The organism is Antrihabitans stalactiti (assembly GCF_012932915.1).
Lineage (GTDB): Bacteria > Actinomycetota > Actinomycetes > Mycobacteriales > Mycobacteriaceae > Antrihabitans > Antrihabitans stalactiti.
Window position 1 is genome coordinate 399,277 of the sequence record NZ_VCQU01000006.1, and the last position, 25,098, is coordinate 424,374.

The following is a 25,098-nucleotide window of genomic DNA, read 5'->3' on the forward strand; positions in this document are numbered from 1 at the left end:
CTGTGACCAGCGCGGGCAGGGTGCTTCTCGCCGACTCGAACGCCGATATCGCGGCCGCTGCCACCTCGGCGGCGGCGCGCAAGGGCATCCGTCTCGATTGGTGCCTCGACGGCGCTCGTGTCTTGATTGCCGTCGGTGCGGAACCGCCGTCGGTTCTCGTGCTCTCGGCTCGGCTGGGTGTGGTAGACCCGCCGAATATCGTGTCCACGGTGCGAGACCAGTCCGATGTGCCGATTCTCATCGGTGTGGGACCGCACGACGAGGACCTTGCCCGGGTCGCCGTCGAAGCAGGCGCGACCGCAATGATCGAACGGCCGTACGACATCGGCCAGATAACCTCGTTCGTCGAGGCGGGACGGCAGTCGCGGGGCGAAACACATTCTGCCACAGAACTTCTCGTTGCCGGACCGATCAGCGTGGACCGCCGTGGTCATCGCGTGCATGTCCGTGGTCGTGAGGTGTCGCTGACCAACCGCGAGCTAGCGCTACTGGCCTTCCTCGTCGAACGGCGAGGTCGCGTCGCCGACCAGGACGAAATCAGTCACGCGGTCTGGGGACACCTCACCGACACGAATACTGTCGCCGTGCACGTCAAACGGTTGCGCGTGAAGTTGGGCGAGGATCCTGAACTCGGGCAGTTCATTACGACAATCAGAGGCGTCGGCTATCGCCTGGCTCCTTCGCTATGCGCATAAGGCTGTTGCGGCATAACATTGCCTCTGGCTGATCTTGAGCCACCTTCGCTTCGGTGTGAGGAGTGGACCGATGACAAACGCTGGACCGCGGCCGATGGCCCTGGGTGATGACGCCGCCCGGGCCCTGGCGAATGCGACCAAAACCGTTCCGCAGATGGAGTCGATCAGCCCTCGGTGGCTGGTTCACCTGCTGAATTGGGTGCCGGTCGAAGCGGGCATCTACCGCGTCAACAAGGTGAGTCATCCCGAATCCGTCGATATTCAATGCGACAACTTCGACGAATCGCCGTTGCCCGAAACGTTCGTCGACTACGAGAAGTCGCCGCGCGAGTACCGGCTCAAGGCCGTGCACACCATCCTCGATGTGCACACCAGAGTGTCGGACCTCTACTCGAGCCCGCACGACCAGATCGCGCAGCAGTTGCGGCTCACCATCGAGGCCATCAAAGAGCATCAAGAGGGCGAGCTCATCAACAGCCCCGATTACGGGTTGATCGCCAATGTTGCTGACAAACAGAAGGTTACGACGCTTGGCGGTCCGCCGACGCCAGACGATCTCGACAACATGATCGCGAAGGCATGGAAAGAGCCAGGCTTCTTTCTGACCCATCCCGAAGGCATTGCGGCGTTCGGCAGAGAGTGCACGCGACGTGGTGTTCCGCCGCCGACGGTGAGCCTCTTCGGCTCGCAGTTCCTCACCTGGCGTGGCATTCCGATCATCCCGTCGGACAAGGTGCCGGTCGAGGATGGGAAGACGAAGTTCCTTCTCATCCGGACGGGGGAGTCACGTCAGGGTGTCGTCGGCCTGTTCCAGCCGGGTCTTGCCGGTGAGCAGAGTCCGGGCCTGTCTGTGAAGTTCATGGGTATCGATCGGAGCGCGATCGCCTCCTACCTCGTTTCCCTCTATTGCTCGCTGGCCATTCTGACCGACGACGCCGTCGCACTGCTCGAAGGTGCGGAGGTCGACAAGTTCCATGACTACGATCCCAAGTACCGGAAGTGACGGCGGCGGCCTGCCGAGTTGGCTTCCAGACGAAGCGACGCTGAACAAGCTTGCAGGCCAGTTCTTTTCCGCGCTGCCGGGCTCGCCTGGGGTGACGGGAGCGGCGACGCCCGGGGTTGCCCAGCCAGGGGTTGCGGAGCCGACCCTGCCGACGAGTCAGCCCAGCGTGCCGAACGCGCCGCCGCCACCGGGCGGCGGGTATGCACCGCTTGATTCACCACCGCTCGCGGTGCCGGTGAGTCCACCGAACGGTCCGCCGTCGGCGACGGCCGGCACGTCCCACGCGACAACTGGAGCGGGCCTCGGTGTGCCGTTCGTTCCCGAACTCCCGTCGCTGGCAGCGATTCTGCCGCCGGAGCGCGATATCGCCCCCGCATCGCCGTACTACTTCATCAGTGGAACGCCTGGTCCCGACAACGTGCCGAATCCGCCGGTGCAGAACAGCCCGCCGAGCGGTCCGTTGTCGTCGGTGCAGTACGGCTTGCCGTTCACCCCAGAGATCCCCGCATTGGCCGGGGTCCTCCCGGCGCAGCCCGATGCTCGACCCTCGTCCGATTTCTACTTCCTGTCCGACCTGCCCGACGTCGACGCGCCCGACCTGGGCACCAGCTCGGATCCTCCGCTCGACGTCGACTTCCTCGATCCGCACCCCGGTATCGATGTCAACGCGGTCCGTCGGAACTTCCCGATCCTGTCCGAGCGAGTCAACGGCTATCCACTCGTATGGTTCGACAACGCTGCGACGACGCAGAAACCGCAGGTCGTGATCGACCGCGTGAGCTACTTCTACGAACACGAGAACAGCAACATTCACCGTGCTGCGCACACCCTTGCCGCGCGGTCCACGGATGCATACGAGCGAGCCAGGGACATCGTCGCGCGTTTCATCGGAGCATCGTCGGCCGAAGACATCATCTTCGTTCGCGGTGCGACCGAGGCGATCAACTTGGTTGCACAAACGTGGGGGCGCAAGAACATTCGCGAAGGCGACGAGATCGTCCTCTCCCATCTCGAGCACCACGCCAACATCGTGCCGTGGCAGATGCTCGCGTCCGAGACCGGCGCCGTCATCAAGGTGATCCCGGTCGACGATTCGGGGCAATTGCTGATGGGGGAGTACACGAAGCTCCTCTCGGACCGCACCAAACTTGTGTCCGTCACCCATGTGTCGAATGCGCTCGGGACCGTCACGCCGGTGCACGCCATCGTCGAAGAAGGTCACCGCGCGGGAGCCCGCATCCTGATCGACGGCGCGCAGTCGGTTCCGCACACCAAGGTCGACATGCAGTCTCTCGGCGCTGACTTCTTCGTCTTCTCCGGGCACAAGATATTCGGTCCCACCGGCATCGGTGTCGTCTACGGCACCGAAGAAGTGCTCGCGGACATGCCGCCGTGGCAAGGCGGCGGCAACATGATCACCGACGTCACCTTCGAGCGTTCGCTGTATCAACCGCCGCCGGGGCGGTTCGAGGCCGGGACCGGCAACATCGCCGACGCCGTTGGATTGGGTGCTGCGCTCGAATACGTCGAGCGAATCGGAATCGACAACATCTCCCGCTACGAGCATTTCCTCGTCGAGTATGCGACGGCGGCGATGAAGAAGGTTCCTGGCCTGCACCTTGTCGGCACCGCCGCGCAGAAGGCGAGCGTCGTCTCGTTCGTCCTCGACGGATACGAACCGCTCGAAGTGGGAAAGGCCCTCAACGAGAAGGGCATAGCAGTGCGCGCGGGGCATCATTGCGCGCAGCCGATCCTGCGGAGGTTCGGTCTCGAAGCGACGGTCCGGCCGTCGTTCGCGTTCTACAACACGTGCGAAGAGATCGACCGGATGGTCGCGGCGCTGCACCAGCTCTCAGCTGATGCGGGGCGCCGCTGACCGGCGTTTACCTGCCGTGGGCGAGGTCGATTTCGTGGTCTTCGTCGGACGGCAGGGTTCCGGTGACGAGGAAAACCACACGGCGACCCACCTCAACGGCGTGGTCGGCGAAACGCTCGTAGAACCGGCCGAGCAGCGTCACGTCGACTGCAGCCGCGACGCCGTGGCTCCAGTTGCGGTCCATGAGCACCGTGAACAGGTGGCGATGCAGGTCGTCCATGGCTTCGTCTTCTTCGCGCAAACGCAGCGCGCGCTCAGGATCTCGGCTGATGAGCACCTCTTGCGCGGCGGCACCCAGCGCGACCGCGATGCGACCCATCTCGGCGAAGTAGCCGTTGACCTCTTCGGGCAGCGCGTGGTTCGGGTGACGGCGACGCGCAATCTTGGCAACGTGCAGCGCAAGTGCTCCCATGCGGTCGACGTCCGCGACGATCTGGATGCCGCTGACCACCGACCGCAGGTCACCCGCTACCGGCGCCTGCAGCGCGAGCAACGCAAATGCCCGCTCCTCGGCTTGGTGGCTGAGCGCTGCAATCTGGTCGTACTCGGTGATGACGGACTCAGCGAGGCTCAGATCGGCTTGCAGCAGCGACTGCGTGGCACGCTCCATGGCTGACCCGGCAAGGCCCGCCATCTCGCCGAGGATCTTCGAGAGTGCGTTCATTTGTTCGTTATAGGCAACGCGCATGATACGGAACCTTACTTCCAGGCCTGTGCCAAGTCACGGACGAGCGGTGAACGGAGAGTGAATCCCGAACCACATCGTTTCGTCGGCTTAAGAACAGGAATCGTCGCCGGCGTTGGTGACGTCCAGGTCCGACGGAATTGCAGCCGTCGTCGTCGATGTATTCGAACTGCCAGACGTGGATGAGGTCGACCCGCTGGAATTCAAGGGCGTCCCAGCAGCCTTAGGTGCCTTGACCGTCCCGGCGAAATCGCTCCCGACGACCAATTCGACGATGCTGCCGAGCCCGGTCGTCTCTTCGATCGTCGCTTCCGGGATGGAGGAAGCGACGGTCTCAGCCTCGCGCTTGTGGCCGGACGAATAGCGGACGACAGTCGATGAACTCTCGCCCGAGTAGTTGTCGACCTGGTAGATGCCGAAACCGTAGGCGCCGAGCGTCGACGCGGTCGACGCGGCCAGCCCCGGAACACCCGACGCGTTCGATACCTGCAACGTCACGTTGCTCGGAGCCATCGCCAGGTCTTCGGTCGTGGGAGCTGCGGTGGTCGGAGAGGTCGATGTCGAGGGATTCGATGTGGTCGAGGGCTCGACGGATCGCTCCTCGCCGGGCAACGGATCATCGCTGATGATCGCGTGGAAGATTGCTTTGATGTCGTCGGTCCGGGGGATCTCGTTGCCCCACTCGGTGGTGCCTGCGGTAGGCACGGTCAGGAACGTGACCGCTCCGGCGTCGACCTTCTGCAGCGACCGTCCGAGCGTGACAAGGTCCTTCGTGTTGACGTTCTGTACGAAGGTCTCGCGGGTGAACGCGCTGATGAACCCGTTGAGCTTGCCTGGATCCAGCAGCACCTTGTTCGACAGCGCCGAGCGCAGCAGCGACGAGATGAAGCGCTGCTGGCGTTTGATGCGGCCGTAGTCGCCGTTGCCCTCGGACTCGATGTTTCGGGCGCGGACGTAGCTCAAGGCGGTCTTGCCGCTGATCGTCTGCCGGCCCGCTTTCTCGAGTATCGGTCCGAGTTCGTCGTCGACCAGCGGTTGTGTTGTGCAGACCTCGACCCCGCCCACTTCGTCGACCATCGACTCGAACCCGGAGAAATCCATTCCGACGAAGTGGCCGATCTTCAGGCCGGACATCTTCTGAATCACTTTCACCAGGCACTTCGGTCCACCGAGCGCGTAGGTGGCGTTCAGCTTGTCGTCCGGCGCCGATTCGAATGTCTCGTTGGTATAGGTGCCGGTGCGGTTGTCCCAGCCTTGGCACACTGGCCGGTCGACGTTCAGGTCGCGCGGGAAGGAGACTGCGACCACACGCTGGCGATTGGCGGGGATGTTCACGAGCATGACCGTGTCGGAGCGTGCGGTGCCCTCGAATTGATCGTCGGTTCCAGCGCCGAGTTCGCCGTTCTGACCGGCACGAGTATCGGTGCCGACGATGAGGTAGGTCTCGTCACCCGTTTGACCAACTGCGTCGACGACGTCGGGGGAGTCGGGGTCCAACGCCGCGACCTGGGAAAACTTGCTGTCGGTCCACTTGATCGAGTACCAGACGTAGCCGGTCAAGGTCAGCGACATGATGGCGACGAGCGCGATGATCGAACGGCCTGCAATACGAACCCGGCGTTTTCGGCGCAAGCGGCTCATTGCCAGCCGCGTCAACTGTGGTCGAGCGACGTCCGGATTGGTCGGCGGAATCACGACCGGGGTCGCGGGCGCTTCCTGGACGGTCTGGGTCGGCTCGGGTGGTATAGGCGGGACCGGAGTTGCGGAGCGCTGACGTGTCGGCGGCGGCTTCGGGGCGGGTTCCGTCGAAGGGGCCAGCTTCTTCATCGCCACGGGCGGTGTCGGCGGCGCAGGCGCCCGGTGCATTCCCGAGCGATCGGCCGACGGGTTCGCCGCCATCTTCGCGATGACGTCGTCGGTGATTCTGGGGAGCTTCGCGGTATCTGCGTCGGTCTCGTCGGCGGGGCGATGTTCGCGCTTGCCGAACTTGGTCACAAGATCGGAAACCGATACGGAGCGATCTCGCGCTGGATGAAGCAGCTTCGTCAGCAGGCTTTCATGCGTCGCCGCATGCGACCGGGGTTCGTTCGATGACGACTCCGGGGGATCGACGAAATACCGCTCCCACGGGGCGCGATTGTCAGCCGGTGGCTGGCCCGGCGTCCGATCGTCACCCACCGAAGCAACCCTGCCTTTCGAATTCCATCAAGTCGCGTTCAGCGATTCCAGCAATGATAGTGATTCGGCGTCTGCGGTCCACCCTCATGCGGTGACCTCGGCCGGTAGGTCATCCAATCGGACGACGTAGCTAATTTCCGGTTATCCTCCGCTGTGCATGAGGTCGGCGCCTGCGGGAACCAGACAATCCTCGGGATCGTCGAGCCAGCCTTCAGGCAGCGCCACGGTGCCCGGTGAACCCTGCCGGCCACGCGGACCCTCGGCGTCCTTGGGGAACGGAATCGATGGGTCGAGCTGGACCAACAGGTCGTCCAACTCGGCCAAAGTCGACACGAGCGCGAGTGCTACCCGCAGCTCGGATCCAGCGGGGAATCCGCGCAGGTACCAGGACACATGCTTGCGGAATTCGCGAAGACCTTTGTCGGGTCCGTGATGGGCGGCGAGCAGCTCGGCGTGCCTGCGCATGATCACGACGACCTCACCGAGATTCGGCGGTGTCGGTTGGGCGGTCCCGTTCAGGGCCGCACTGAGTTCCGCGAACAGCCACGGCCGGCCGAGACAACCACGGCCGACGACTACGCCGTCACAGCCCGTATCGGCCATCATTCGCACTGCATCCTCGGCCGCGAAGATGTCTCCGTTACCGAGCACAGGGATATCGGTCACATGCGCCTTCAACGCGGCGATTTGTGACCAATCGGCAGTTCCGGAGTATCGCTGTGCGGCGGTCCGGGCATGCAACGCCACTGCGGCGGCGCCTTCCGCGGCGGCGATTCGACCTGCGTCGAGATGAGTGTGGTTGTTGTCGTCGATTCCGACTCGAAACTTGACGGTCACCGGTACTCGCGTGCCTTCGGTTGCCTTCACAGCAGCGGCCACGATCCGGCCGAAGAGCGTCCGTTTGTACGGCAGCGCCGCTCCGCCGCCCTTGCGGGTGACTTTGGGGACGGGACAGCCGAAGTTCATGTCGATGTGATCGGCCATGTTCTCGTCGACGATCATTTTTGCGGCGTCGTAGGTGGTGTCCGGGTTCACTGTGTAGAGCTGCAACGAGCGCGGCGTCTCGGTGGGGCCGAACGTCGTCATGTGCAACGTCGCAGGCTGACGTTCGACGAGTGCACGTGCGGTGACCATCTCGCACACGTAAAGGCCGGAGACGCTGCCCGCGCGGTCGATCTCGAGTTCGCGGCACAACGTCCGAAAAGCGACGTTGGTGATGCCTGCCATCGGCGCCAGCACGACCGGGCTGGCGAGCTCGATCTGGCCGATGCGTAGGGGATTCACATGCTTCTCCTCGCAAATGCAACTGTGCCCGGCACCGATGACGGTGCCGGGCACAATCTTTCGATCTAGGTTTTCAGGATGCTCGCTGCTCGCGGAGCTTGGCTTCACGAGCAAGCAGGCGGTCGCGCTGCTCTTCGAACTTCACGACGTTGGCTTCCATCTTTTCGAGGAACTTTGCGAGGTCCTCGCGGATGTTCTCGCCATGCGCACTGAAATCGTTGCGCTCGAAGATGCTCCACTTGCGCAGGACCGGCCACAACACCTCGTCGAGGTGCTGACGCAGGTCGTAGATTCCGTGCTTGGCCATGAGGACGCCGTTGCGACGGAAGTTCGGCATACCCGCGCCGGGCATCTGGAAGTTCTGCACGATCAGGTTGATCGCGTTCAGCGTCTGATCCGGCGAGAGCTCCAGAGCCGCTTCACAGAGGTTGCGGTAGAAGATCATGTGCAGGTTCTCGTCGGTGGCGATCCGCTGCAACATGCGGTCGGCGATCGGGTCGTTGCAGACCTTGCCGGTGTTGCGGTGCGACACGCGCGTGGCCAGCTCCTGGAACGTCACGTATGCGACCGAGTGCAGGACACCGGGGGCGAGCTCGGCCGGTGTGGCGAACCCGTTCGTCATGTGCTCCATGCGAGCCTGCTCGAGCGCGACCGGATCGACACCACGGGTGACGACCAGGTAGTCGCGGATCACGATGCCGTGGCGGTTTTCCTCAGCGGTCCAGCGACCGACCCAGGTTCCCCACGCGCCGTCCATCGAGAAGTTCTCGGCGATTTCGCGGTGGTACGACGGCAGATTGTCCTCCGTGAGGAGGTTGGTGATCATGGCTGCCCGAGCGACCTCGTCGAGCTTCGATTGCCCGAGCTCCCAATCCTCGCCACCCATGGCGGCAAAGTTGCGGCCCTCGTCCCACGGCACATAGTCGTGCGGATGCCATTCCTTGGCCATGGAGATATGACGATTGACGTTTTCTTCCGCGACCGGTTGTAGCTCGGTCAGCAGCTCGAGCTGGGATAGATCCCTCGCCATTGCGTGCCCCTCGATCGATTGCAAATACGTGTGTACTGAGTACGTGTTTCGGCCCAAGGTGGGCTTGTGGTATTTAGGTCAGCCTACGCGACCGTAGGTGTTCTGTGAAACGGCGATGCTGACTAACGCTTGCCGCCGCCGAGCAAACCACCCAATACATCGCCGAGCGCGCCGCCGGCGTTTCCGCCCAACAATCCACCCAGTACGCCGCCGAGACCGCCTGCGCTGGAGTTGCTGGTCGCGCTACGGAGCAGCCCGCCGAGGATGTCGCCGATCGCGCCGCCGGACGATTGCTGCTGCGCGGGTTGTGCGGGTGTCGCGTTGTTGCCGCCGGTCAGTTGCTTCGCGAGGTAGGCGAGCACGATCGGTGCAAGGATCGGCAGCAGTTGCTTGATGAGCTGGCTGCCTGCGGAGCCAGCGGTGTCGCCCACTGTGTTACCCAGTGCGCTGACGACCTCGTTCTGGGCGCCACCGAAGATGTTGCTGACGATTTTCGCGCCGTCCGCGGCATCGATCTGATTGACGTCCACGCCGCCGTCGAGCAAGCTTCCGTGCTGGCCCAGGGCATTTTCGAGGGACGCGGCGCCGTCGGCATCCGCTGCGTTCGCCTGCAATCCGCCGACCAGTGTCGGAAGTGCCGTCTTGACGGCGTCGGTCGCAGTGCTTTCGTCTACGCCGAGCTGTTGCGCGATCTGCGCGATCGGAATCTGGGAAAAAAGATCATCGAATGATGCCATCTGGCCCGCCTTCTCATGGGCATCCATCTGCGAAATGCCCGCCGGGGCCTGACAATAGTTAACGGACCGGCTCGACGGGAGTGTTTGTCTCATCGCTGCGGGCTACGATTTCTTTCGTACGTTCACCGTCGAACAGGAGTGCCATGTCGGAGCTCGATGATGCTTTTGCCTTCGCCCAAGAAGACGTGAAGAAGCTCACTGCAAAGCCGAGCAATGACGATCTGCTCAAGCTGTACGGGTTGTTCAAACAGGCATCGAAAGGCGACGTCGAAGGAAAGAAGCCCGGGCGTTTCGACATGATCAACCGCGCAAAGTACGAAGGCTGGGAAAAGCTGAAGGGTACGAGCAGCGACGACGCGAAGCAGGCTTACATCGATCTGGTCGCCAAGCTGAGGAGCTGACCGACGCCACATGCCCAGCAACATGGAACGCCTCGAGCAGATCGCGGCAGAACTCCCCGAAGCCGAGCGTGTGGACATCGAAGAATGGGGCGGTCACCCCACGTTCCGCGTACGCGGCAAGAATTTCGTGTTCAGCGACCTCGACGCGACCGGCATCTCGCTGAAATTGAGCAAAGACGAGGCTGCTGCCGTCGTCGCGACGGATTCGGCAGTCACGCCGGCCAGCTACGGACTTGGTCGGCACGGTTGGGTCGGCATTTCGATCGATGTTTCCGCCGACGCACAGCGGTGGGTGCAATTGCGCGAATGGATCCGCACGTCGTACACCTTGGTCGCGCCTCGCAAGCTCGCACGAATCGTGGAGGAGCAGGACGCTTAGTGCCCCCTCTCGGGCTCGAACCGAGGACCTGCGGATTAAAAGTCCGTAGCTCTACCAACTGAGCTAAAGGGGCGCGGTCGGACAGTCTAATGCGCGGCCGATCGAGGCGAGAACCGCACCCGGGTTACAACATTCCGCTGCCGGGCGATGCGGGCTACTGTGACGAACGTCTCCCTACTCCCGCTACCGGATGGGATCAACGACGATGAATCCGTTCAAGACTGTCGGCTCCGCGGTCACTCGCCCTGTCGCTCTCGTCAACAAGGCGCTCACGCGCCCCAGCTCGCGAACTACGCCCGGTGGTATCGCGCGGCTGTTGAGTCCCAAGCCGAGTCTCGCTGAGGCGCTGGAGGGGCGGATCGTGATGATCACCGGAGCATCTTCCGGGATCGGCAAGGCCGCCGCGCTCGAGATCGGCCGGGCAGGCGGCACGATCGTTCTGGTGGCAAGGGGCGAAGACAAGCTTCGCGAGACCGCAGAGGAGATCCAAGCCAGCGGCGGCACTGCTCACGTGCATCCGTGCGATCTCACAGATCTCGAGGCTATTGATGCATTGGTTGCCTCGGTACTCGATAATTACGGCAAGATCGACATCCTAGTGAACAATGCCGGCCGATCAATTCGCCGATCTTTGACATTGTCGTACGACCGCTTTCACGATTTCGAACGCACAATGCAATTGAATTACTTCGCGCCTCTTCGGTTGATGCTGGGACTGTTACCTGGAATGCGTGAGCGCCGATTCGGCCAAGTGATCAACATCTCGTCGATCGGAGTGCAGACGCGGGCCCCGCGATTCGCTGCTTACATCGCGTCGAAGTCCGCGCTGGACACTGCGTCCGATGCCTTCCAGGCCGAGACCGAGGACGAGGGTGTCCGGTTCACGACGATCCACATGCCCTTGGTGCGGACGCCGATGATCGCGCCCACGACCCTCTACGACAACTTCCCAACCTTGAGCCCCGAAGAAGCCGGTCATGTGATCTGCGACGCCATCGTCGAGCGTCCCCGCAGGTACAGCCCAGCGTTCGGACGAGTGGCAGCGTTCGCCGATTCGATCACGCCAGAGATCATGGACATCGTCCGAAACCGAGGTTTCAAGATGTTTGCTGACTCGCCCGCGGCCACGGCGACCGCCGGTACGCCCGTCGCCGAGGAACGGAAGGATTCCTCCAGGCAACGGCTGTTCGTTGACATTACGCCGGGTACGCACTGGTAGCCGAAGTCGGCTTTTTTTGCGTACAACTGGGAATTAGCCGGACAGTTCAGTTTCTCAGCCGCGCCTTTTGCAGATATTGTGCGGTCAATATCGTTCGAGCGCCGCAGGAGGCAGCAGTTCGGCTCGGTACCGATTTGACACGAATCGCTCGGGTGCGCACCCCCTGCAGCGCACCCGAGCAGTCAAAACTATACCACCCGGTGTGTTTTATGGTTTCTTCGTCATTCCCCGACCACCTGTCGGGAAGGTCGAAGAAAGCCTGATTCGTATCCGGATTTCATTTTCATACTGCGTCTACAGATCGGTTTCCGAGGGGCCGTCATCCGTAGACGCAACCGAGGTCCGGAGGCGATTGGCGCATGGCACGGCAGCAAGAGCGGGCACGCCGCACGCGGTCCGCGATCATCGGCTCGGCTGCGGTCGAGTTCGGTAAGAGTGGGTACACGGCTGCGTCGCTCAATCGAATTCTCGAAGGCTCGCACGCGACAAAAGGCGCGATGTACTTCCATTTCGATTCGAAGGAAGATCTCGCGCGCGCGGTAATGGATACCGCACTCGAACGTTATGCCGCGACCACCGAAAGGTGGATGGCACGCACAGAGCTGAATCCGCTGGAAATCTTGCACGGAATGATCGACGAGATTGCATTGCGGTTCGAAACCGACGTCATCGTCCAAGCCGAATTCAGACTCATCATCGAGCCGGATTTCTACCCGGACGTCCAGCACGGCGGTGGGCAGGTCTGGGGCAAAGCGGCGTTCGTCCTTGCGTCGCGTGCGAAGGACGCGGGCCTGCTCCGCGACAACGTCGATCCGGCCAAGTTCACCCGCAATCTTGCTGCCGTCCTGGCCGGCCAGCGCTACATGGCCGACCTGCTCTCCGAACGCGCCGACATTCGGGATCGGTTCGAAGAGGCCTATGAGCTCGTCCTCGAAGCGATGGCATCGCCAGAGTGGTTGGCGACGTGGCGAGAGTCCGGCTGGCAGACGAAAGCGAGTCCCGAAGATCTCGGTTAAGGGCCTTACGCAGCCGGTTTGGGGTTTTGAGCGGTTCTGTCCTAAGCTAACTCAGCTCCCAACGGTCAGCCGTTGGGGACTGGTTCGCAGTGTGGAGAGTTCGAAATGCTGCGGCGCGCCCCCTTCGTCTAGCGGCCTAGGACGCCGCCCTTTCAAGGCGGTAGCGCGGGTTCGAATCCCGTAGGGGGTACGTTCGACCAGAGTTGTACAAGTGACACGCAGTAAAAGCAGTAAGCAGGAAAGCAAGGCCCTGTGGCGCAGTTGGTTAGCGCGCCGCCCTGTCACGGCGGAGGTCGCGGGTTCGAGTCCCGTCAGGGTCGCAGTAAAAGGCGATTGGCACCAGAATCCTGGCGCCTATCCGGCCAGGTAGCTCAGTTGGTACGAGCGTCCGCCTGAAAAGCGGAAGGTCGCCGGTTCGATCCCGGCCCTGGCCACCACAAGTACCTACATGCCCGGCATCTGCATCGGCGGCATCACGCCCATACTGTGCAGCCACATCATCAGTTGGTGGCACGCCCACATAATTTGTTGCGACATCGCGATCAGCCCCTCGGCTCGTTCTTCGGATTTCTTGAGCTAAGCGTTCACCGAAGGACTCGAGGCGGGTAAGCGCTGTTGTGCCCGAACGAGAGGGGCAATAGTCCCTTCTCCACACATCCAGTGCATCTGAACGTTCGTGCGTTGCACAGAGCGGAATAGCGACCAGCCGCGAGGAGTTCGCTCGAAGGACAACACCTTCGAGAGGATTCCGGAATGCCGATTGCCACAGCCCGATTCGACGGCAAGATCGCCCTGGTTACCGGCGGCAGCAGCGGAATGGGGTTGGCCACGGCCCGCCGATTGCTCGATGAGGGCGCCCAGGTGGTGATCGCCGCGCGCGGCAAACCCGGTCTGGATGCTGCGGTCGAAGAGTTGAACGCGGGGGACCGGGTACACGCTGTCTCCGCTGACGTTGCCGATTCGTCGGACCTCGATGGCCTGGTCGACGTGATCGCTGCCCAGCACGGCCGCCTCGACGTTGTGTTCGCCAACGCGGGTGTCGGCGCCTTTGCCCCGATCACCGATATCACCGAGGCGGAACTCGACCGCGTGATCTCGACCAACTTCAAGGGAGTCTTTCTGACGATCCAGAAGACACTTCCTCTGCTCGCCGACGGCGGCGCTATCGTCGTCAATTCGTCCTGGGCGGTCCACCGTGGTGTCCCGGCTGCCTCGCTCTACTCGGCCACGAAGGCCGCTGTCCTCAGCCTCGCGCAATCGCTTGCTGCGGAACTTGCCCCACGGAAGATCCGCGTCAACTCCATCAGCCCCGGCTACATCGAGACACCGTCCTACCGGGCCAACGTCTCCGATGCGGCCAAGGCTGCTGCGGTCCAGGCGGTTGCGGCAGGCCGGCTCGGCACGTCGGAGGACATCGCCGCAGCGGTGGCCTTCTTGGCCTCCGACGAGGCTTCCTACCTCAACGGTCAGGACCTGCTTATCGACGGCGGCCTCATCGCTGCCATCCCTGCCACCATGTTGTGAGTCTTTTTGGAGTCCCTGGACTCCAAAAAGACTCACGAGGTTAGGTGATTACCGGACCGACGAGCGCGGCCTCCCAAGCCGCCCACAAGGGCGCCGCGGCGGCACCGTGGCAGGGGTCGATGCCGATGATGCGGCCGCCGCGAAGGGTCGTAACCTCGTGCCGAGCAATCGGATTCGTGATGGTGTTGGCCTTGACCTCGTCGGACCCGCGCGGCAATCCTGTGTCCCAATCGGTGACGGTGCAGTGACCGTGAACTTGACTGAACGGCATTTGCGCCTGGAACCAACTGGGCACGAGTTCGTCGGCTGCGTCGGCCCACACCGGACCGGCCGAGCCGGATCGGCGCCGACCGAGCATGGCGCCTGGCCGGAATACCTTTCGAGCCCCGCCTGCGCCGAGCCGATTGAGCGCGGTCGCCGCGTTTGCGGCGGATGTCGGCATGTCGAGAGCGGCGCGCCAGAAGCCTGCGGTGAGACCGGCATGGGTGACGAGGTAGTCACCGACCGTGGTCGGTAGCGCCGCTGCCACATGCATGGACCCTTCCGCCCACCATCGCTGGACGGTGGTGGCGGTGTCGCCGTCGACGCGGTCCGTCCACACAAACGAGCGGTCGCCGAGATAGAACGCCTCGTGATTGCCGACGAGCTGAATCCACCGGCCGGGTTGCTCGCGCAGGTAGCGGTCGATGAGCATGACTACGCCACCCGAGTGCGGCCCGCGGTGGACGATGTCACCGACCTGAACGACCGTGAGGTCGTCCGGCAGGTCTCCGGTGTGTGGGTCCGCGCCGAGCCGGACCAGCTCGTACCGCAACGCGGCGAGCTGACCGTGGACATCGCCGATCACTGCTACCCGTGGTGTCACGCCGATCCCGAACCGGACCATTCCTCGGCGCTGACGTAGGCGGAAACATTCGCCATCCGACGTTGCGTCGCCGCGATTTCGCGGACCGCCTGGCCGATGACCGACCGGTCGATCGGCGACATCAAAGTCATGGTCAGCGTGTCGGAAGGCTTGTCGCCATCGGCGTGCTGGAGGAGTTGGTAGCGCAACCGCAGCCGTTGCAGAGCCTGGAACACATCGATCAGTGTGCGCGCTCGCGACTCAGGGAGCATCTGCGAACCTGCCGCGGCTTGCAGTCGAGAAATCGTGTCGAGTTCGGCGGAACCGACACTCAGGGCAGCCCAGCGGCCGATGTTGACGACCGGCAGAATTGCTTGGGTCTTGATGTCGAATCCACTCCGGCGCAGGAGTGAGGTGCGCATCGTCCGCAGCCGCGCCCGGCGGGCGAGAGCGTCTTCCAACAGCAGGCGCAGCGTTGCGGGCTGGGTGCGAAGTTCGCCGAATACCGCAGTGGCAGCGGGTAATCCGGGATCGCCATAGATGGGACGACCGTCGACGAGCAGCGAGATCATGATCGCCCCCTCGTTGCGGTCGGGCGCTGCGATCCATCCGCGGGCGGCTTCGCGCCATTGCTGGTTGGTGCGTGCGAACGGAGGACGGCTCGCAGTTGCCCCGTGTTCGTCCGTGCAGAGGCCCGCATTCGCCAAGGTCGCCGTGACTTCGGCGAACGCTGCCCGGCACGAATCGATGACCGAGGGGGGAGTGCCGTCGATGAAGGCCGCGGCGGAATCGAGATCCGAGGTGAGGACCGCTTCGTGGCGGCCGTTGCTGCCCATCGACAACCAGGTGAAGTCGTCGGTCGAGAGATCGGGATGCCCGGCGAAAACGAGTTCGATTGCGCGTCGGACGATCGCGTCCCGGATCGTCGAATTCACACCGATGACCTTGCTCGACGCCAGACCGCTGGAGAGGAGGTGGCCGAGCAGGTCGGGCAGCCGTCGCGCTCGTTCGGCGAGCGAGACGAGATCAGGTGCATGCCGAAGTTGCTCGTGTAGCGAGATGTCGACCGCCAGCGGGGTGAGGCCGACGTCGCGCATCGACACCACACCACGCAGTTGCCCGGCGCGGTCGACGACGATGACGAAATTCGAGCCGCGGTCGAGCATGGTGAGCAGCAGTTCGGCCGCGCTATCGCCGACCACCGACGTCGGCGGGGTGGGGTCGAAAACCTCGGTCACGGGGACGTCGGACGACATACCATCGACGATGATCCGTTGTCGCAGTGAGGCATCGGTGACCAGATGATAGGTGCCATCGTCGAGTCGGACTGCCGCATAACCGCGACCATGGGCCCCGATTGCGCGTGCAGCATCCGCCGCTGTCGCGGTCGCGTCGAGCACGCGCGGTGGCGCCCGCAACAAGTCCTCGACACCGCTCGACATGCCTGCGGCCGGCGGCGGCGGGTTGTGTCGCGAAGTCAGCATCTCGGCGAGAAAGCGAGCCCCTTGTCTGGAGACGAATATGCGCGCCGCAGCATCGCCCGGTATGCGCGCGACCTCGGTAGCGCTCGCCGCCACGGCACGCGGCCCGATCGATCGTTCGGTGAGCATTGCCGAGTAGCCGAACACACCGCCCGGGCTGAGGCTGTCGTCGGGCGCTTCGTACAGCCGCGCCGGGTCGTGCCACAACTCGACCGTGCCGCTCAGGACCACCAGAACGTCGGTCGAATGTTCGGCGAAGGCGTCGAGGATCAGGTCCGTCGCCTCGTATGACTCGGCGCGCGCGGCAGCTGCGACAACAGCCAGCTCGTGCGCGCCGAGTGCATCGAACGGCGGGTAGCGCCGCAGCTTGTCGGCGAGCGAATCAGCCAATGTTCGGCGGGCTCGGCAGCTTGTACCCGGACGGTGCGACCCAGGTGTCCAGCGACCTCTTCCACGCGCCCGAGTCGATGTACTCCTTCAATGCCGCGTTCACCTTGTCGACAGTTGCGGTGTCGCCCTTCTTGATTCCGATGCCGTACGTCTCGTCGTTGAATCCTTTGCCGATCACCCGCAGGACTCCGTTGTATTTCGGGTCGGCTGCGAATCCGGCGAGAATCAGGTCGTCGGTAGAGACCGCGTCGACGTCACCGTTGGCGAGGCTGCGCACGCACTCCGACCACGTCGGAGCCTCACGCAGCGTGATCTTGCCCTTGTAGTTCGCAGTCACGTAGTCGGCCGAGGTTGTCCCGCTTGCGGCGCAGAGGGTCTTACCGTCGAGCGTTTGCGGCGAGACAATCGTGTCGTCGTTGCGGCGGATCAACAGATCCTGGTGCGCAACGAAATACGGCTTCGAGAAGGAGACCTTCTGCTCCCGGTCCGGCGTGATCGAGAACGTCGAGACGACCAGGTCGACCTCACCCTTTTCCAGCGCAGTCACCCGCTCTGCCTGGTCCAACGGCTTCCAGGTGATGTTCTTGGTGGGAACACCGAGCTTGCCCGCCACGAACGCGGCCGTGTCGACGTCGAAGCCCTGATAGCCCCCATCGACCTTCTCGCTGACGCCCGGTTCGTCCGAGGCGACACCGATCGTGATCTTGGCGTCACCGGTCGCCCCGTTGTCTCCGGGTGGGGAACCGTCGGCACCGGACGAGCATGCGGCCAGGCCCGCGACCACGGCGGCGGCGAAGAAGGCGGACAGAGTGCGGCGAATCGTTGAGCTGGCCATGTCAGTTGTCCTCCCCAGCTGGGTCCGGAACCTCTGTGGTTCCGTATCGCGGACCTTTGTCGGTCCAGACGCTGCCGATCTTTCCTCCGGTGTGTTCGATGACGCGCGACTTACACAGGAGCCAGCCGACTTCGAAGATCACGTAGAGAAGCGGGATGCCGATGATGACGACGATGAAGTTGGTCTTGTGCCAGAAGTACGGCGACGCTTGCCAGCCGGACACCGCCATGCCTACGACGACAAGTCCGATGAAGGCAAGCCCGATGTAGCTGGTCCACGGCGAGCCAGGCGCTTGGAACGAACTCGGTGGTACGACGCCCTTGTCCGACAACTGTCGCAACCGGATCTGGCACAGGAAGATCGTCGCCCAGGTGAACAGCACGCCGATCGCGGCGGCCTCGATGGCGATCTCGAATGCATCAGGAGTCAGAGCGTTGAGCACCGCGCCGAGTACGAAGACCACCGACGTCAGCACGATGCCTGCCCACGGCACGCCGGAGCCACTCATCTTCAGCGTCAACTTCGGCGCCTGCTTGGCCATGCCGAGGCTACGCAGCACCCGACCGGTGGAGTAGAGGCCCGAGTTCAACGAGGACATCGCGGCGATGATCAGCACGACCTGGATGAGATTGCTCATCCAGTCCAGCCCCATCCTGCCGAAGACCGTGACGAACGGACTGATGCCCGCCTTGTACTCGGAGGTCGGCAGCATCGAGACGAGCAGCAAGATCGAACCGCAGTAGAAGATCGCGATACGCGCGATCACGGCGTTCACTGCCTTCGGTACCTCTTTGCGCGAGTCCTGCATCTCGCCTGCGGCGATGCCCACCATTTCGATTGCGGCGTAGGCGAAGACGACGCCCGACATGACGAGGATCGGTCCGTACCAGGCGAAGGGCGACTCGGTCGGCCAGAAGCCACCGAGGTTGTTCCACAGATTTCCCAGTCCCGCCTGGTGTTCGCCGACATGCAGCCGCAGGCCGACGACGACGATGCCGACGAGCAGGAAGACCACGATCGCACCGACCTTGGCGATCGCCGCCCAGAACTCGAACTCGCCGAACGCGCGCGCTGACAACAAATTGATGGTGAGAACGACTGCGAGCGCGATGAGTACGGTTGCCCAAGTCGGCATCAGAGGCCACCAGTACTGGATGTAGAGGCCGACCGCAGACAACTCCGCAATACCGGTCAGCGCCCAGTTGAACCAATACATCCAGCCCGTGTAATACGCGGCCTTCTCGCCGAAGAACTCGCGCATGTAGGACACGAAGGCGCCCGAGGTCGCGCGGTGCAGCACCAGCTCGCCGAGTGAGCGCATCAAGAAGTACGCAATGACACCGACAACCGCGTAGCTGATCAGCAGCGCAGGTCCAGTGCTGTGCAATCGCGATGCGCTGCCGAGGAACAAGCCCGTTCCGATAGCGCCGCCGAGCGCGATCATTTGGACGTGCCGGCGCCCTAGTGACTGTTTGTAGCCAACCTGCTCGGCGTCGAGACTGCTTCCGCCGCTCGTGCCGCCGTGTTCGGCGATTGTCGTGTCCGCCATCAGAACCACCCTTCGGTTGTCACCAGAATTACGTCCGTGACTCCAGCGTGCTCTTAGTCAAACCTTTGATCTTGTAGCACTTTCGGTGACGCTAGACCTGGTTGCCCGGCAAAGGAAGAGAAGTCGCGTAAACAATGAAATCGGTTGCGCAACCTGTGACCAGGGCAAGATCATCAGGACGTTTTGTGAGCAAATGCTCATTGGATGGCACCAAAACAACGTGTTGATAATGAAACTCGATGACCTGACGCGAGTTGTGCCTGCGCTGGGAAAGTCAGCACCCCGCTGTGCACCGAGCGAGGCCAATCAGGCTGCGTCGTAGCGTATTCCGTGGCAATGTCCGATCCGGTGCTAGTCGCTTGCACCGACGGTGTGAGTCTCCGGCCTGACCGGCTGGTCAGCACCGCCGACCAGCATGCGCAAGCCTGGCTTTCAGGTCGCTGAAGTGGGAACAAAGACTGTCCGGTCAGCGGGTCCACATCACACGCGCCGGTACTTATGCTGCAAGTATGCCGTTCGATCTGGATCCGCGAACCGCCGCGCAACGCGAGCGCAGCGGCCACCAGGTCGACGATTGGGACGAGATCAAGCAGTGGTCGGACGAGGTGTACATGCCTTACGTCGTGCGACCAGTCGGGCGCGCTCTGACGCCGGCGTCGAGCATGTTCTCGGCAAAGATCGCCGACATCACGGTGACCCGGTTCTGCTACGGAATTCCCGTGACGATCGGCGAGTTCGCTCCCGAGGCAGGCAACGTGATCGTCTTGACGACGATCCAGGGCTGGACTCGGCATTCGCTCACCCCGAAGTCGACTCTCGACATCAGCACCGGCGGCACGTTCGTTGCGGACTGCAGTCGCGTCGACTATCGACTCGATACCGATGCCGACCATCTCCAACTCAACCTGACGATTCCGCACCGGCTCCTCGCTGACCTGGCCCTGCGCTGGTGGGGCCGCATTCCCGACGATCGGTTGTGGCGACACAAGTGCGCGATCGGTGGTCCGGGAAGTGCCTGGCTTGCATTGCTGGAGTACGCAGTTCGTACGCTGTCGGCCGCGCCGGAGCAGGTTGCGAACGGACGGGTCGGGGCCAACTTGCAGGAAATGATCGCGTCGCACCTGCTCACCGATTGGGCCGCGAGCGCGGCCGTCGACCTCGAACCGACGACAATCGAAGCTCCCGGTTACGTGCGTCGTGCAGTGCGATACATCGATGAGAATGCAGGCAATCTTCCTACGGTCGGCGATATCGCCGAAGCCGCAGGCGTCAGCGTTCGCGCACTGTCGGGTGCGTTCCGTCGGTATATGTCGGTGAGCCCGCGAGACTACTTGCGGGAACAGCGGTTACAGGGCGTTCGGCGCGAGCTGCTGTCGTCGTCGGCGACAACGGTCGTCGACGCTGCCGGTGCGTGGGGCTACGTCAACATGGGCATCTTCGCTGCTTCGTATCGGCAACGATTCGGCGAGAACCCCGCTGACACTCTCCGTCGAACCCCGCGGTGACCTGTCCCACAACACGGTGCCGATCCCAGACGGACCATGCCGATTGCAGACGTGCTGCCCTCTCGATCTTGCCTAACGTCCCCTCCTGCAATGACTTCTATGTCGACGGGAGAACTTCTGATGAACCAGCTCGATGCACAGCTCGGCCCAGTACTCGACGCGGTCGCCCACGCAGAATCCGCTTCGGAGCGGGTTCCCGGCGTGGTCGCGATGGTGACCGACCGAACGGGCACACGCTACGAGGGTGCCGCTGGGCAACGATCCGTCGGCGGGGCCGATCCGATGACCGTCGACTCCGTCTTCGCGATGTTCTCGACCACCAAGGCCATCACTGGGACCGCTGTTCTGCAGTGTGTGGAAGAAGGTCTGCTGGACCTGGACGCGCCTGCCGCCAACTACCTCCCTGAGATCGGAAAGCTTCAAGTGATCGAGGGGTTCGATGCTTCGGGCGAACAGATCCTGCGAACACCCAAGCGCGACATCACGACTCGAATGTTGCTGCTGCATACAGCAGGTTTCGGCTACTCGTTCTTCGACGAGACCTACAAGCGGCTGGCGGAAGGCGGTTGCCCCAGTGTCATCACCGCGACCAGGGAATCCTTGCAGACGCCACTGCTTTTCGATCCCGGTGACAAATGGCAATACGGGTCCAACATGGATTGGGCGGGGCTCGTCGTCGAGTCGATCCGAGGGCAGCGGCTAGGCACCGTCATGGCAGAGCGGATCTTCGAGCCGTTGGGAATGTCGGAAACGTCGTTCGTGCTTGATGATTCGATGAGCGCACGGCGCGCGACGATTCACCAACGCGAAGCCGATGGCACGTTGACGCCGACCGCTCTTGTGTTGCCGCAGCAACCCGAAGTACACATGGGTGGCCATGGGCTGTACTCGACCGTCGGCGACTACACGAAGTTTCTCCGGATGTGGCTTCGGGACGGCGTGGGGGACAACGGTCGCGTACTGGCCGAAGATACCGTCGCGAAAGCGGTCCGCAACGGACTGCAAAGCCAAACGGTGACCGAGTTGAAGGGCGTCGTACCCGCGCTCTCGCACGACGCGGAATTCTTTCCAGGACAACGTAAATCGTGGGCATACAGCTTTATGGTCAACGAAGAGCAGGCGCCGACCGGTCGACCGGCCGGCTCCCTCGGCTGGGCAGGGCTGGCCAACCTGTACTACTGGATCGACCGCCGCAACGGCATCGCCGGACTCTGGGCGACGCAGATTCTGCCGTTCGCCGATCCCGCATCGTTCGGCGGCTACCTCGACTTCGAGACCGCGACGTACCGGTCACTCACGACCCGCTAGCCGAACGTGAAGGAGAAGGCCTGCATGCCGGGGTCGAGGGCGACCTTGAGATTGCCGGACTGGTTGGAGTCGCCGTCGTGAATCTTGTAGAGCGTCGGCGCGCCCGAGACGGCGATCGTGCGGGTCAGACCGTTGTCGTTCACGCGCAGATTGCCTTCTCCACCGACCACGATGAAGACCTGGTTGGCGTGATAGTTCAATGAAATCTCGGCAGCTGGGTCCAAGGCGGTCAGACCCTGATCGTCGGCGGTGAAGCGGCCTCGTAGCGCAAATGTGTCGGCAGGTTGCGTTGTCGGGTAACTGAATTGGCCTTCGCCCTGCTTCAGTGGGCCGTCGCCGCTGTAGTTCGACTGCTTGTCGACGCTGAGATAGGTCTCCTGTGTGGTCCCCGTTGTCGGGGTGGCGTCGGTGTTGGCCGTAGCGGCCGGAAGGCTGCGGTCGCTGTCGGCGTCCATCAGTAGCTCGCGAATCAGCTTCTCGGTGACGTCGTAGTCGCCTTCGCCGAACTTGATGTGCCGCACGACCCCTTGCGCATCGATCAGATAATGCGCGGGCCAGTACTGGTTCCGGTAGTTCGACCACGTCGCCAGATTGTTGTCCTGCGCAATCGGATAGGTGATGTCCAGATCACGCGCACCGGCGACGACGTTGCGGGTGACCTTCTCGAACGCGTACTCCGGGGTGTGGACGCCGATCACGTCGAAGCCGTCGTCCTTGTAGGTGTTGTACCAATCGACGACGTGCGGGATCGATCGCTGGCAATTGATGCACGAGTAGGCCCAGAAATCGATCAGGACCACCTTGCCGCGGAGGCTCCCCAGGTCGATGCTCTTCCCGTCGGGGGTGTTCAGCCAGGCAGTGATTCCCTTGATATCTGGCGCAGTGCCACAGCTTTCGAGCTCGGTGGCACCCGCGGTGCATTTGTCGAGATCCTTGTTCTGGTCGTTGATCAAGTCGGTCAGGTCGAGCTTCTCCCTGATCTCGGACGAGTTCGCGACCTTGTCCTGCAACGCATTCGTGTAATCCGGAATCGTGCGCTGCAACACCGCGGGCAGGTCCAGCACCAAGGCGATCGCCAACAAGATCATCACCACACCGCCCGCGATGCGAACACCACGCTGGTGCTCACGGAATGCCCGGACCCGCTCGGCAATGCGCTGTCCCGCCAGCGCGAAGAAGAGCAACGGGACCGCTGCGCCGATCGAGAACGAGACGGTGAGGACGATGGTGTCGACTCCGATTTCGCCCGTCGACCCGGCCACCGCGATCGCAGCCAGGACCGGTCCGGCGCACGGCACATAGACCGCGCCGAGTGCCAGGCCCAAAATGAAACCGCCGCGCTCCGAATTGACTTGGCGTTGCGGAATCCAGGAGAACGGCTTCTCGAGAATGTGCTCGAACCACGGGAAGATCAGGCCGATGCCGATGAGGACCAACACGATCAACCCGGCCCATCGCAACACGTCCTGTGGCAGGCCGAGCGCCGCGAGCAAGGCTGAACCCAGCAACGTGAAGGTCGCGAAACTGGTCACGAGTCCGGCGATCACCAAGTACGGCCGCCAACGTGAGACGCGCTCGGCTGTCGAGTCCGCTGACGGGGCGGAGCCGGAGAAGAAGATCACTGGCAGGACCGGCAAGATGCATGGCGATATCCCGGTGATCAAGCCGCCGACCAATCCGATCAGCGCGAGAGTTCCCATGCCACATCCTCGCCACTAAACGTCGTCCATTGTGCTGGAAGTGGTCATCGTCAGAGATACGTCACAGTCGCGTCCGATTTTCGGACCTATGCTCGGGGAGTGGTGATTACGCGACGTGGCTTCCTTGCGGGGGCAGGGTTGTGCGTGGTGACCGTGGCCTGCAGCAGGACCGAACGGTCCGCGCCGGCGGCCGCTCAGCAGGGCACGTTTCCGTTTCAGTTGACGACCGAGCAGTGGCGCGAGCGCCTGACGCCAGAGCAATTCGCGGTCCTCCGCAACGCCAGCACCGAATTGCCGCGCTCGAGCCCACTCGACGACGAACACCGGACGGGCATCTTCTCGTGCGCCGGATGCAACCAGAACCTGTTCGACTCGGCGACCAAGTTCGACAGCGGCACCGGCTGGCCGAGTTTCTACCAGCCACTCGCCAACGCGGTCGGCGAACATGTCGACAACTCGTACGGCAAGCGAACCGAAGTCCACTGCAGCAAGTGCGGCGGGCACCTCGGGCACGTCTTCACCGACGGGCCGAAGCCGACCGGACTGCGCTACTGCATGAACGGTGTCGCCATGAATTTCACTGCGACACAACCACAATGACAGCTGGAGGTCTCCGAATGGCCATGCGAATCCTTGTTCGGCTGTTGTCCGCGCTGGCGTTGTGTGCGGCGGTCGCCGCGTGCGGTTCCGAGGTCGCTCCTGTGTCCGAGCACACGACGTCGCCGGGAGGGGTCGTTCCCGCGCCCGCGGTCGACGTGCCTGCGGGCACGGCTCGAACTGCCACCGCAGTTTTTGCCGGCGGCTGCTTCTGGGGCGTTCAAGCGGTGTATCAGCACGTCGACGGAGTGCTCGGCGCAGTCTCCGGATATGCGGGTGGCACGAAGGACACTGCCGACTACAAAACGGTCAGCGCAGGAAAAACCGGTCATGCGGAATCGGTCGAGGTCACCTTCGATCCGAGCGTCGTCAGTTACGGCAAGCTCCTGCAGATCTTCTTCACCGTCGTCGCCGATCCGACGACCCTCAACGCCCAGGGCCCCGACCGCGGCACGCAGTATCGAACCGAAATCTTCACGACCAGCGCCGAACAAGCCGACGTTGCGAACGCCTACATCGCGCAACTAGGCAGCGCACATGCCTTCTCGGAACCGATCGTGACCAAGGTCAGCACGCTCGATGGCTTCTACCGCGCCGAGGATTACCACCAGAACTTCCTCGCCATGAACCCCGACAACCCCTACATCGTCGCCAACGACATGCCGAAACTCGACGCATTGCAGAAGTTGTTCCCCGCCGAATACCGACCCCAACCCTCGTGAGTCTTTTAGGAGTCCCTGGACTCTGTGCTGTCTACATACATGTGGCACAGATATGTCTACATACATGCGGGACACATTCTAGGCCGCGAGGTGGAGTTGGCCTTGGTATCGCTTGGTCGGATCGAGCATCAGGTGGCCGA

Annotated in this window: 22 protein-coding genes and 4 tRNA genes; 15 read left to right on the forward strand and 11 right to left on the reverse strand. The window is 63.0% G+C overall.

The window, feature by feature from the left end:
- The first annotated feature begins 2 nt into the window (after nucleotides 1–2).
- From FGL95_RS32975 to FGL95_RS19160, 3 genes are all read left to right on the forward strand, one after another.
- Nucleotides 3–695, forward strand: coding sequence for a winged helix-turn-helix domain-containing protein (locus FGL95_RS32975; protein ID WP_169589744.1), 693 nt, complete (start codon nucleotides 3–5; stop codon nucleotides 693–695).
- A gap of 70 nt (nucleotides 696–765) precedes the next feature.
- Complete coding sequence (locus FGL95_RS19155; RefSeq protein WP_169589746.1) at nucleotides 766–1,698, forward strand: family 2A encapsulin nanocompartment shell protein; 933 nt, start codon at nucleotides 766–768, stop codon at nucleotides 1,696–1,698.
- Entirely contained in the window at nucleotides 1,670–3,574 is a 1,905-nt protein-coding gene (locus FGL95_RS19160; RefSeq protein ID WP_169589748.1) for a family 2A encapsulin nanocompartment cargo protein cysteine desulfurase, read from the forward strand. The genes FGL95_RS19155 and FGL95_RS19160 overlap by 29 nt, the downstream gene beginning before the upstream one ends.
- Before the next feature lie 7 nt (nucleotides 3,575–3,581).
- Here FGL95_RS19160 and phoU read toward each other — a convergent pair whose 3' ends face one another.
- From phoU to FGL95_RS19185, 5 genes are all read right to left on the reverse strand, one after another.
- Nucleotides 3,582–4,262 (reverse strand): phosphate signaling complex protein PhoU, encoded by a 681-nt coding sequence (gene phoU / locus FGL95_RS19165; protein ID WP_169589750.1) that lies wholly within the window; start codon nucleotides 4,260–4,262, stop codon nucleotides 3,582–3,584.
- 87 nt (nucleotides 4,263–4,349) lie between these two features.
- Nucleotides 4,350–6,437 (reverse strand): LCP family glycopolymer transferase, encoded by a 2,088-nt coding sequence (locus FGL95_RS19170; protein ID WP_169589751.1) that lies wholly within the window; start codon nucleotides 6,435–6,437, stop codon nucleotides 4,350–4,352.
- A gap of 141 nt (nucleotides 6,438–6,578) precedes the next feature.
- Nucleotides 6,579–7,721, reverse strand: a complete 1,143-nt coding sequence (gene dusB, locus FGL95_RS19175) for a tRNA dihydrouridine synthase DusB (RefSeq protein WP_169589753.1) — start codon at nucleotides 7,719–7,721, stop codon at nucleotides 6,579–6,581.
- Nucleotides 7,722–7,794: 73 nt separating this feature from the next.
- A complete protein-coding gene (locus FGL95_RS19180; protein ID WP_169589755.1) occupies nucleotides 7,795–8,751 on the reverse strand; it encodes an acyl-ACP desaturase in 957 nt (318 codons plus the stop codon).
- A gap of 122 nt (nucleotides 8,752–8,873) precedes the next feature.
- Complete coding sequence (locus FGL95_RS19185) at nucleotides 8,874–9,488, reverse strand: DUF937 domain-containing protein (RefSeq protein ID WP_169589756.1); 615 nt, start codon at nucleotides 9,486–9,488, stop codon at nucleotides 8,874–8,876.
- 143 nt (nucleotides 9,489–9,631) lie between these two features.
- Here FGL95_RS19185 and FGL95_RS19190 point away from each other — a divergent pair, with 143 nt between their 5' ends.
- Together FGL95_RS19190 and FGL95_RS19195 are read left to right on the forward strand one after the other, a co-directional pair.
- Nucleotides 9,632–9,889 carry an acyl-CoA-binding protein gene (locus FGL95_RS19190; RefSeq protein WP_169589758.1) on the forward strand — a complete coding sequence of 86 codons (258 nt, stop codon included), beginning with the start codon at nucleotides 9,632–9,634 and terminating at the stop codon, nucleotides 9,887–9,889.
- 10 nt (nucleotides 9,890–9,899) lie between these two features.
- Nucleotides 9,900–10,268 (forward strand): MmcQ/YjbR family DNA-binding protein, encoded by a 369-nt coding sequence (locus tag FGL95_RS19195; protein ID WP_169589760.1) that lies wholly within the window; start codon nucleotides 9,900–9,902, stop codon nucleotides 10,266–10,268.
- On the opposite strand, the gene FGL95_RS19200 is transcribed toward FGL95_RS19195, so the two are convergent.
- A tRNA-Lys gene (locus tag FGL95_RS19200) sits at nucleotides 10,269–10,341 on the reverse strand.
- 132 nt (nucleotides 10,342–10,473) lie between these two features.
- Here FGL95_RS19200 and FGL95_RS19205 point away from each other — a divergent pair.
- From FGL95_RS19205 to FGL95_RS19230, 6 genes are all read left to right on the forward strand, one after another.
- A complete protein-coding gene (locus FGL95_RS19205; protein WP_169589762.1) occupies nucleotides 10,474–11,487 on the forward strand; it encodes an SDR family NAD(P)-dependent oxidoreductase in 1,014 nt (337 codons plus the stop codon).
- 359 nt (nucleotides 11,488–11,846) lie between these two features.
- Complete coding sequence (locus tag FGL95_RS19210; RefSeq protein WP_169589764.1) at nucleotides 11,847–12,503, forward strand: TetR/AcrR family transcriptional regulator; 657 nt, start codon at nucleotides 11,847–11,849, stop codon at nucleotides 12,501–12,503.
- A 117-nt stretch (nucleotides 12,504–12,620) separates the two neighbouring features.
- Nucleotides 12,621–12,693 (forward strand) — tRNA-Glu (locus tag FGL95_RS19215).
- A 56-nt stretch (nucleotides 12,694–12,749) separates the two neighbouring features.
- Nucleotides 12,750–12,823, forward strand: a tRNA-Asp gene (locus FGL95_RS19220).
- A 40-nt stretch (nucleotides 12,824–12,863) separates the two neighbouring features.
- Nucleotides 12,864–12,940 (forward strand) — tRNA-Phe (locus FGL95_RS19225).
- A 316-nt stretch (nucleotides 12,941–13,256) separates the two neighbouring features.
- The gene (locus tag FGL95_RS19230) at nucleotides 13,257–14,027 is read left to right on the forward strand and encodes an SDR family NAD(P)-dependent oxidoreductase (protein WP_169589766.1); all 771 of its coding nucleotides are present in this window, start codon (nucleotides 13,257–13,259) and stop codon (nucleotides 14,025–14,027) included.
- Between the two features lie 40 nt (nucleotides 14,028–14,067).
- Here the strand turns inward: FGL95_RS19230 and FGL95_RS19235 are convergent, their stop codons facing one another.
- The 4 genes from FGL95_RS19235 to FGL95_RS19250 are packed head-to-tail and all read right to left on the reverse strand — an operon-like array spanning nucleotide 14,068 to nucleotide 19,126.
- Complete coding sequence (locus tag FGL95_RS19235; RefSeq protein WP_169589768.1) at nucleotides 14,068–14,892, reverse strand: metallophosphoesterase; 825 nt, start codon at nucleotides 14,890–14,892, stop codon at nucleotides 14,068–14,070.
- Nucleotides 14,889–16,742 carry a DUF294 nucleotidyltransferase-like domain-containing protein gene (locus FGL95_RS19240; protein WP_169589770.1) on the reverse strand — a complete coding sequence of 618 codons (1,854 nt, stop codon included), beginning with the start codon at nucleotides 16,740–16,742 and terminating at the stop codon, nucleotides 14,889–14,891. The genes FGL95_RS19235 and FGL95_RS19240 overlap by 4 nt, the downstream gene beginning before the upstream one ends.
- Entirely contained in the window at nucleotides 16,735–17,577 is an 843-nt protein-coding gene (locus FGL95_RS19245; RefSeq protein ID WP_169589771.1) for a glutamate ABC transporter substrate-binding protein, read from the reverse strand. Before FGL95_RS19245 ends, FGL95_RS19240 begins: the two co-directional genes overlap by 8 nt.
- Nucleotide 17,578: 1 nt before the next feature.
- Nucleotides 17,579–19,126 carry an amino acid permease gene (locus FGL95_RS19250; RefSeq protein WP_240963129.1) on the reverse strand — a complete coding sequence of 516 codons (1,548 nt, stop codon included), beginning with the start codon at nucleotides 19,124–19,126 and terminating at the stop codon, nucleotides 17,579–17,581.
- Nucleotides 19,127–19,635: 509 nt separating this feature from the next.
- Here FGL95_RS19250 and FGL95_RS19255 point away from each other — a divergent pair.
- Together FGL95_RS19255 and acmB are read left to right on the forward strand one after the other, a co-directional pair.
- Nucleotides 19,636–20,631, forward strand: a complete 996-nt coding sequence (locus FGL95_RS19255) for an AraC family transcriptional regulator (protein ID WP_169589773.1) — start codon at nucleotides 19,636–19,638, stop codon at nucleotides 20,629–20,631.
- A gap of 120 nt (nucleotides 20,632–20,751) precedes the next feature.
- On the forward strand, nucleotides 20,752–21,939 hold the full coding sequence (gene acmB, locus FGL95_RS19260; RefSeq protein ID WP_169589774.1) for a methyl acetate hydrolase AcmB: 1,188 nt from the start codon (nucleotides 20,752–20,754) through the stop codon (nucleotides 21,937–21,939).
- On the opposite strand, the gene FGL95_RS19265 is transcribed toward acmB, so the two are convergent.
- On the reverse strand, nucleotides 21,936–23,639 hold the full coding sequence (locus tag FGL95_RS19265; protein ID WP_169589776.1) for a cytochrome c biogenesis protein DipZ: 1,704 nt from the start codon (nucleotides 23,637–23,639) through the stop codon (nucleotides 21,936–21,938). The genes acmB and FGL95_RS19265 overlap by 4 nt on opposite strands.
- 99 nt (nucleotides 23,640–23,738) lie before the next feature.
- On the opposite strand from FGL95_RS19265, the gene msrB reads away from it, so the two are divergent.
- Together msrB and msrA are read left to right on the forward strand one after the other, a co-directional pair.
- Complete coding sequence (gene msrB, locus FGL95_RS19270) at nucleotides 23,739–24,239, forward strand: peptide-methionine (R)-S-oxide reductase MsrB (RefSeq protein WP_169589778.1); 501 nt, start codon at nucleotides 23,739–23,741, stop codon at nucleotides 24,237–24,239.
- Between the two features lie 17 nt (nucleotides 24,240–24,256).
- Nucleotides 24,257–24,958: a peptide-methionine (S)-S-oxide reductase MsrA gene (gene msrA / locus FGL95_RS19275; protein ID WP_169589779.1), complete on the forward strand. Its 702-nt coding sequence runs from the start codon at nucleotides 24,257–24,259 to the stop codon at nucleotides 24,956–24,958.
- Nucleotides 24,959–25,098: the final 140 nt, after the last annotated feature.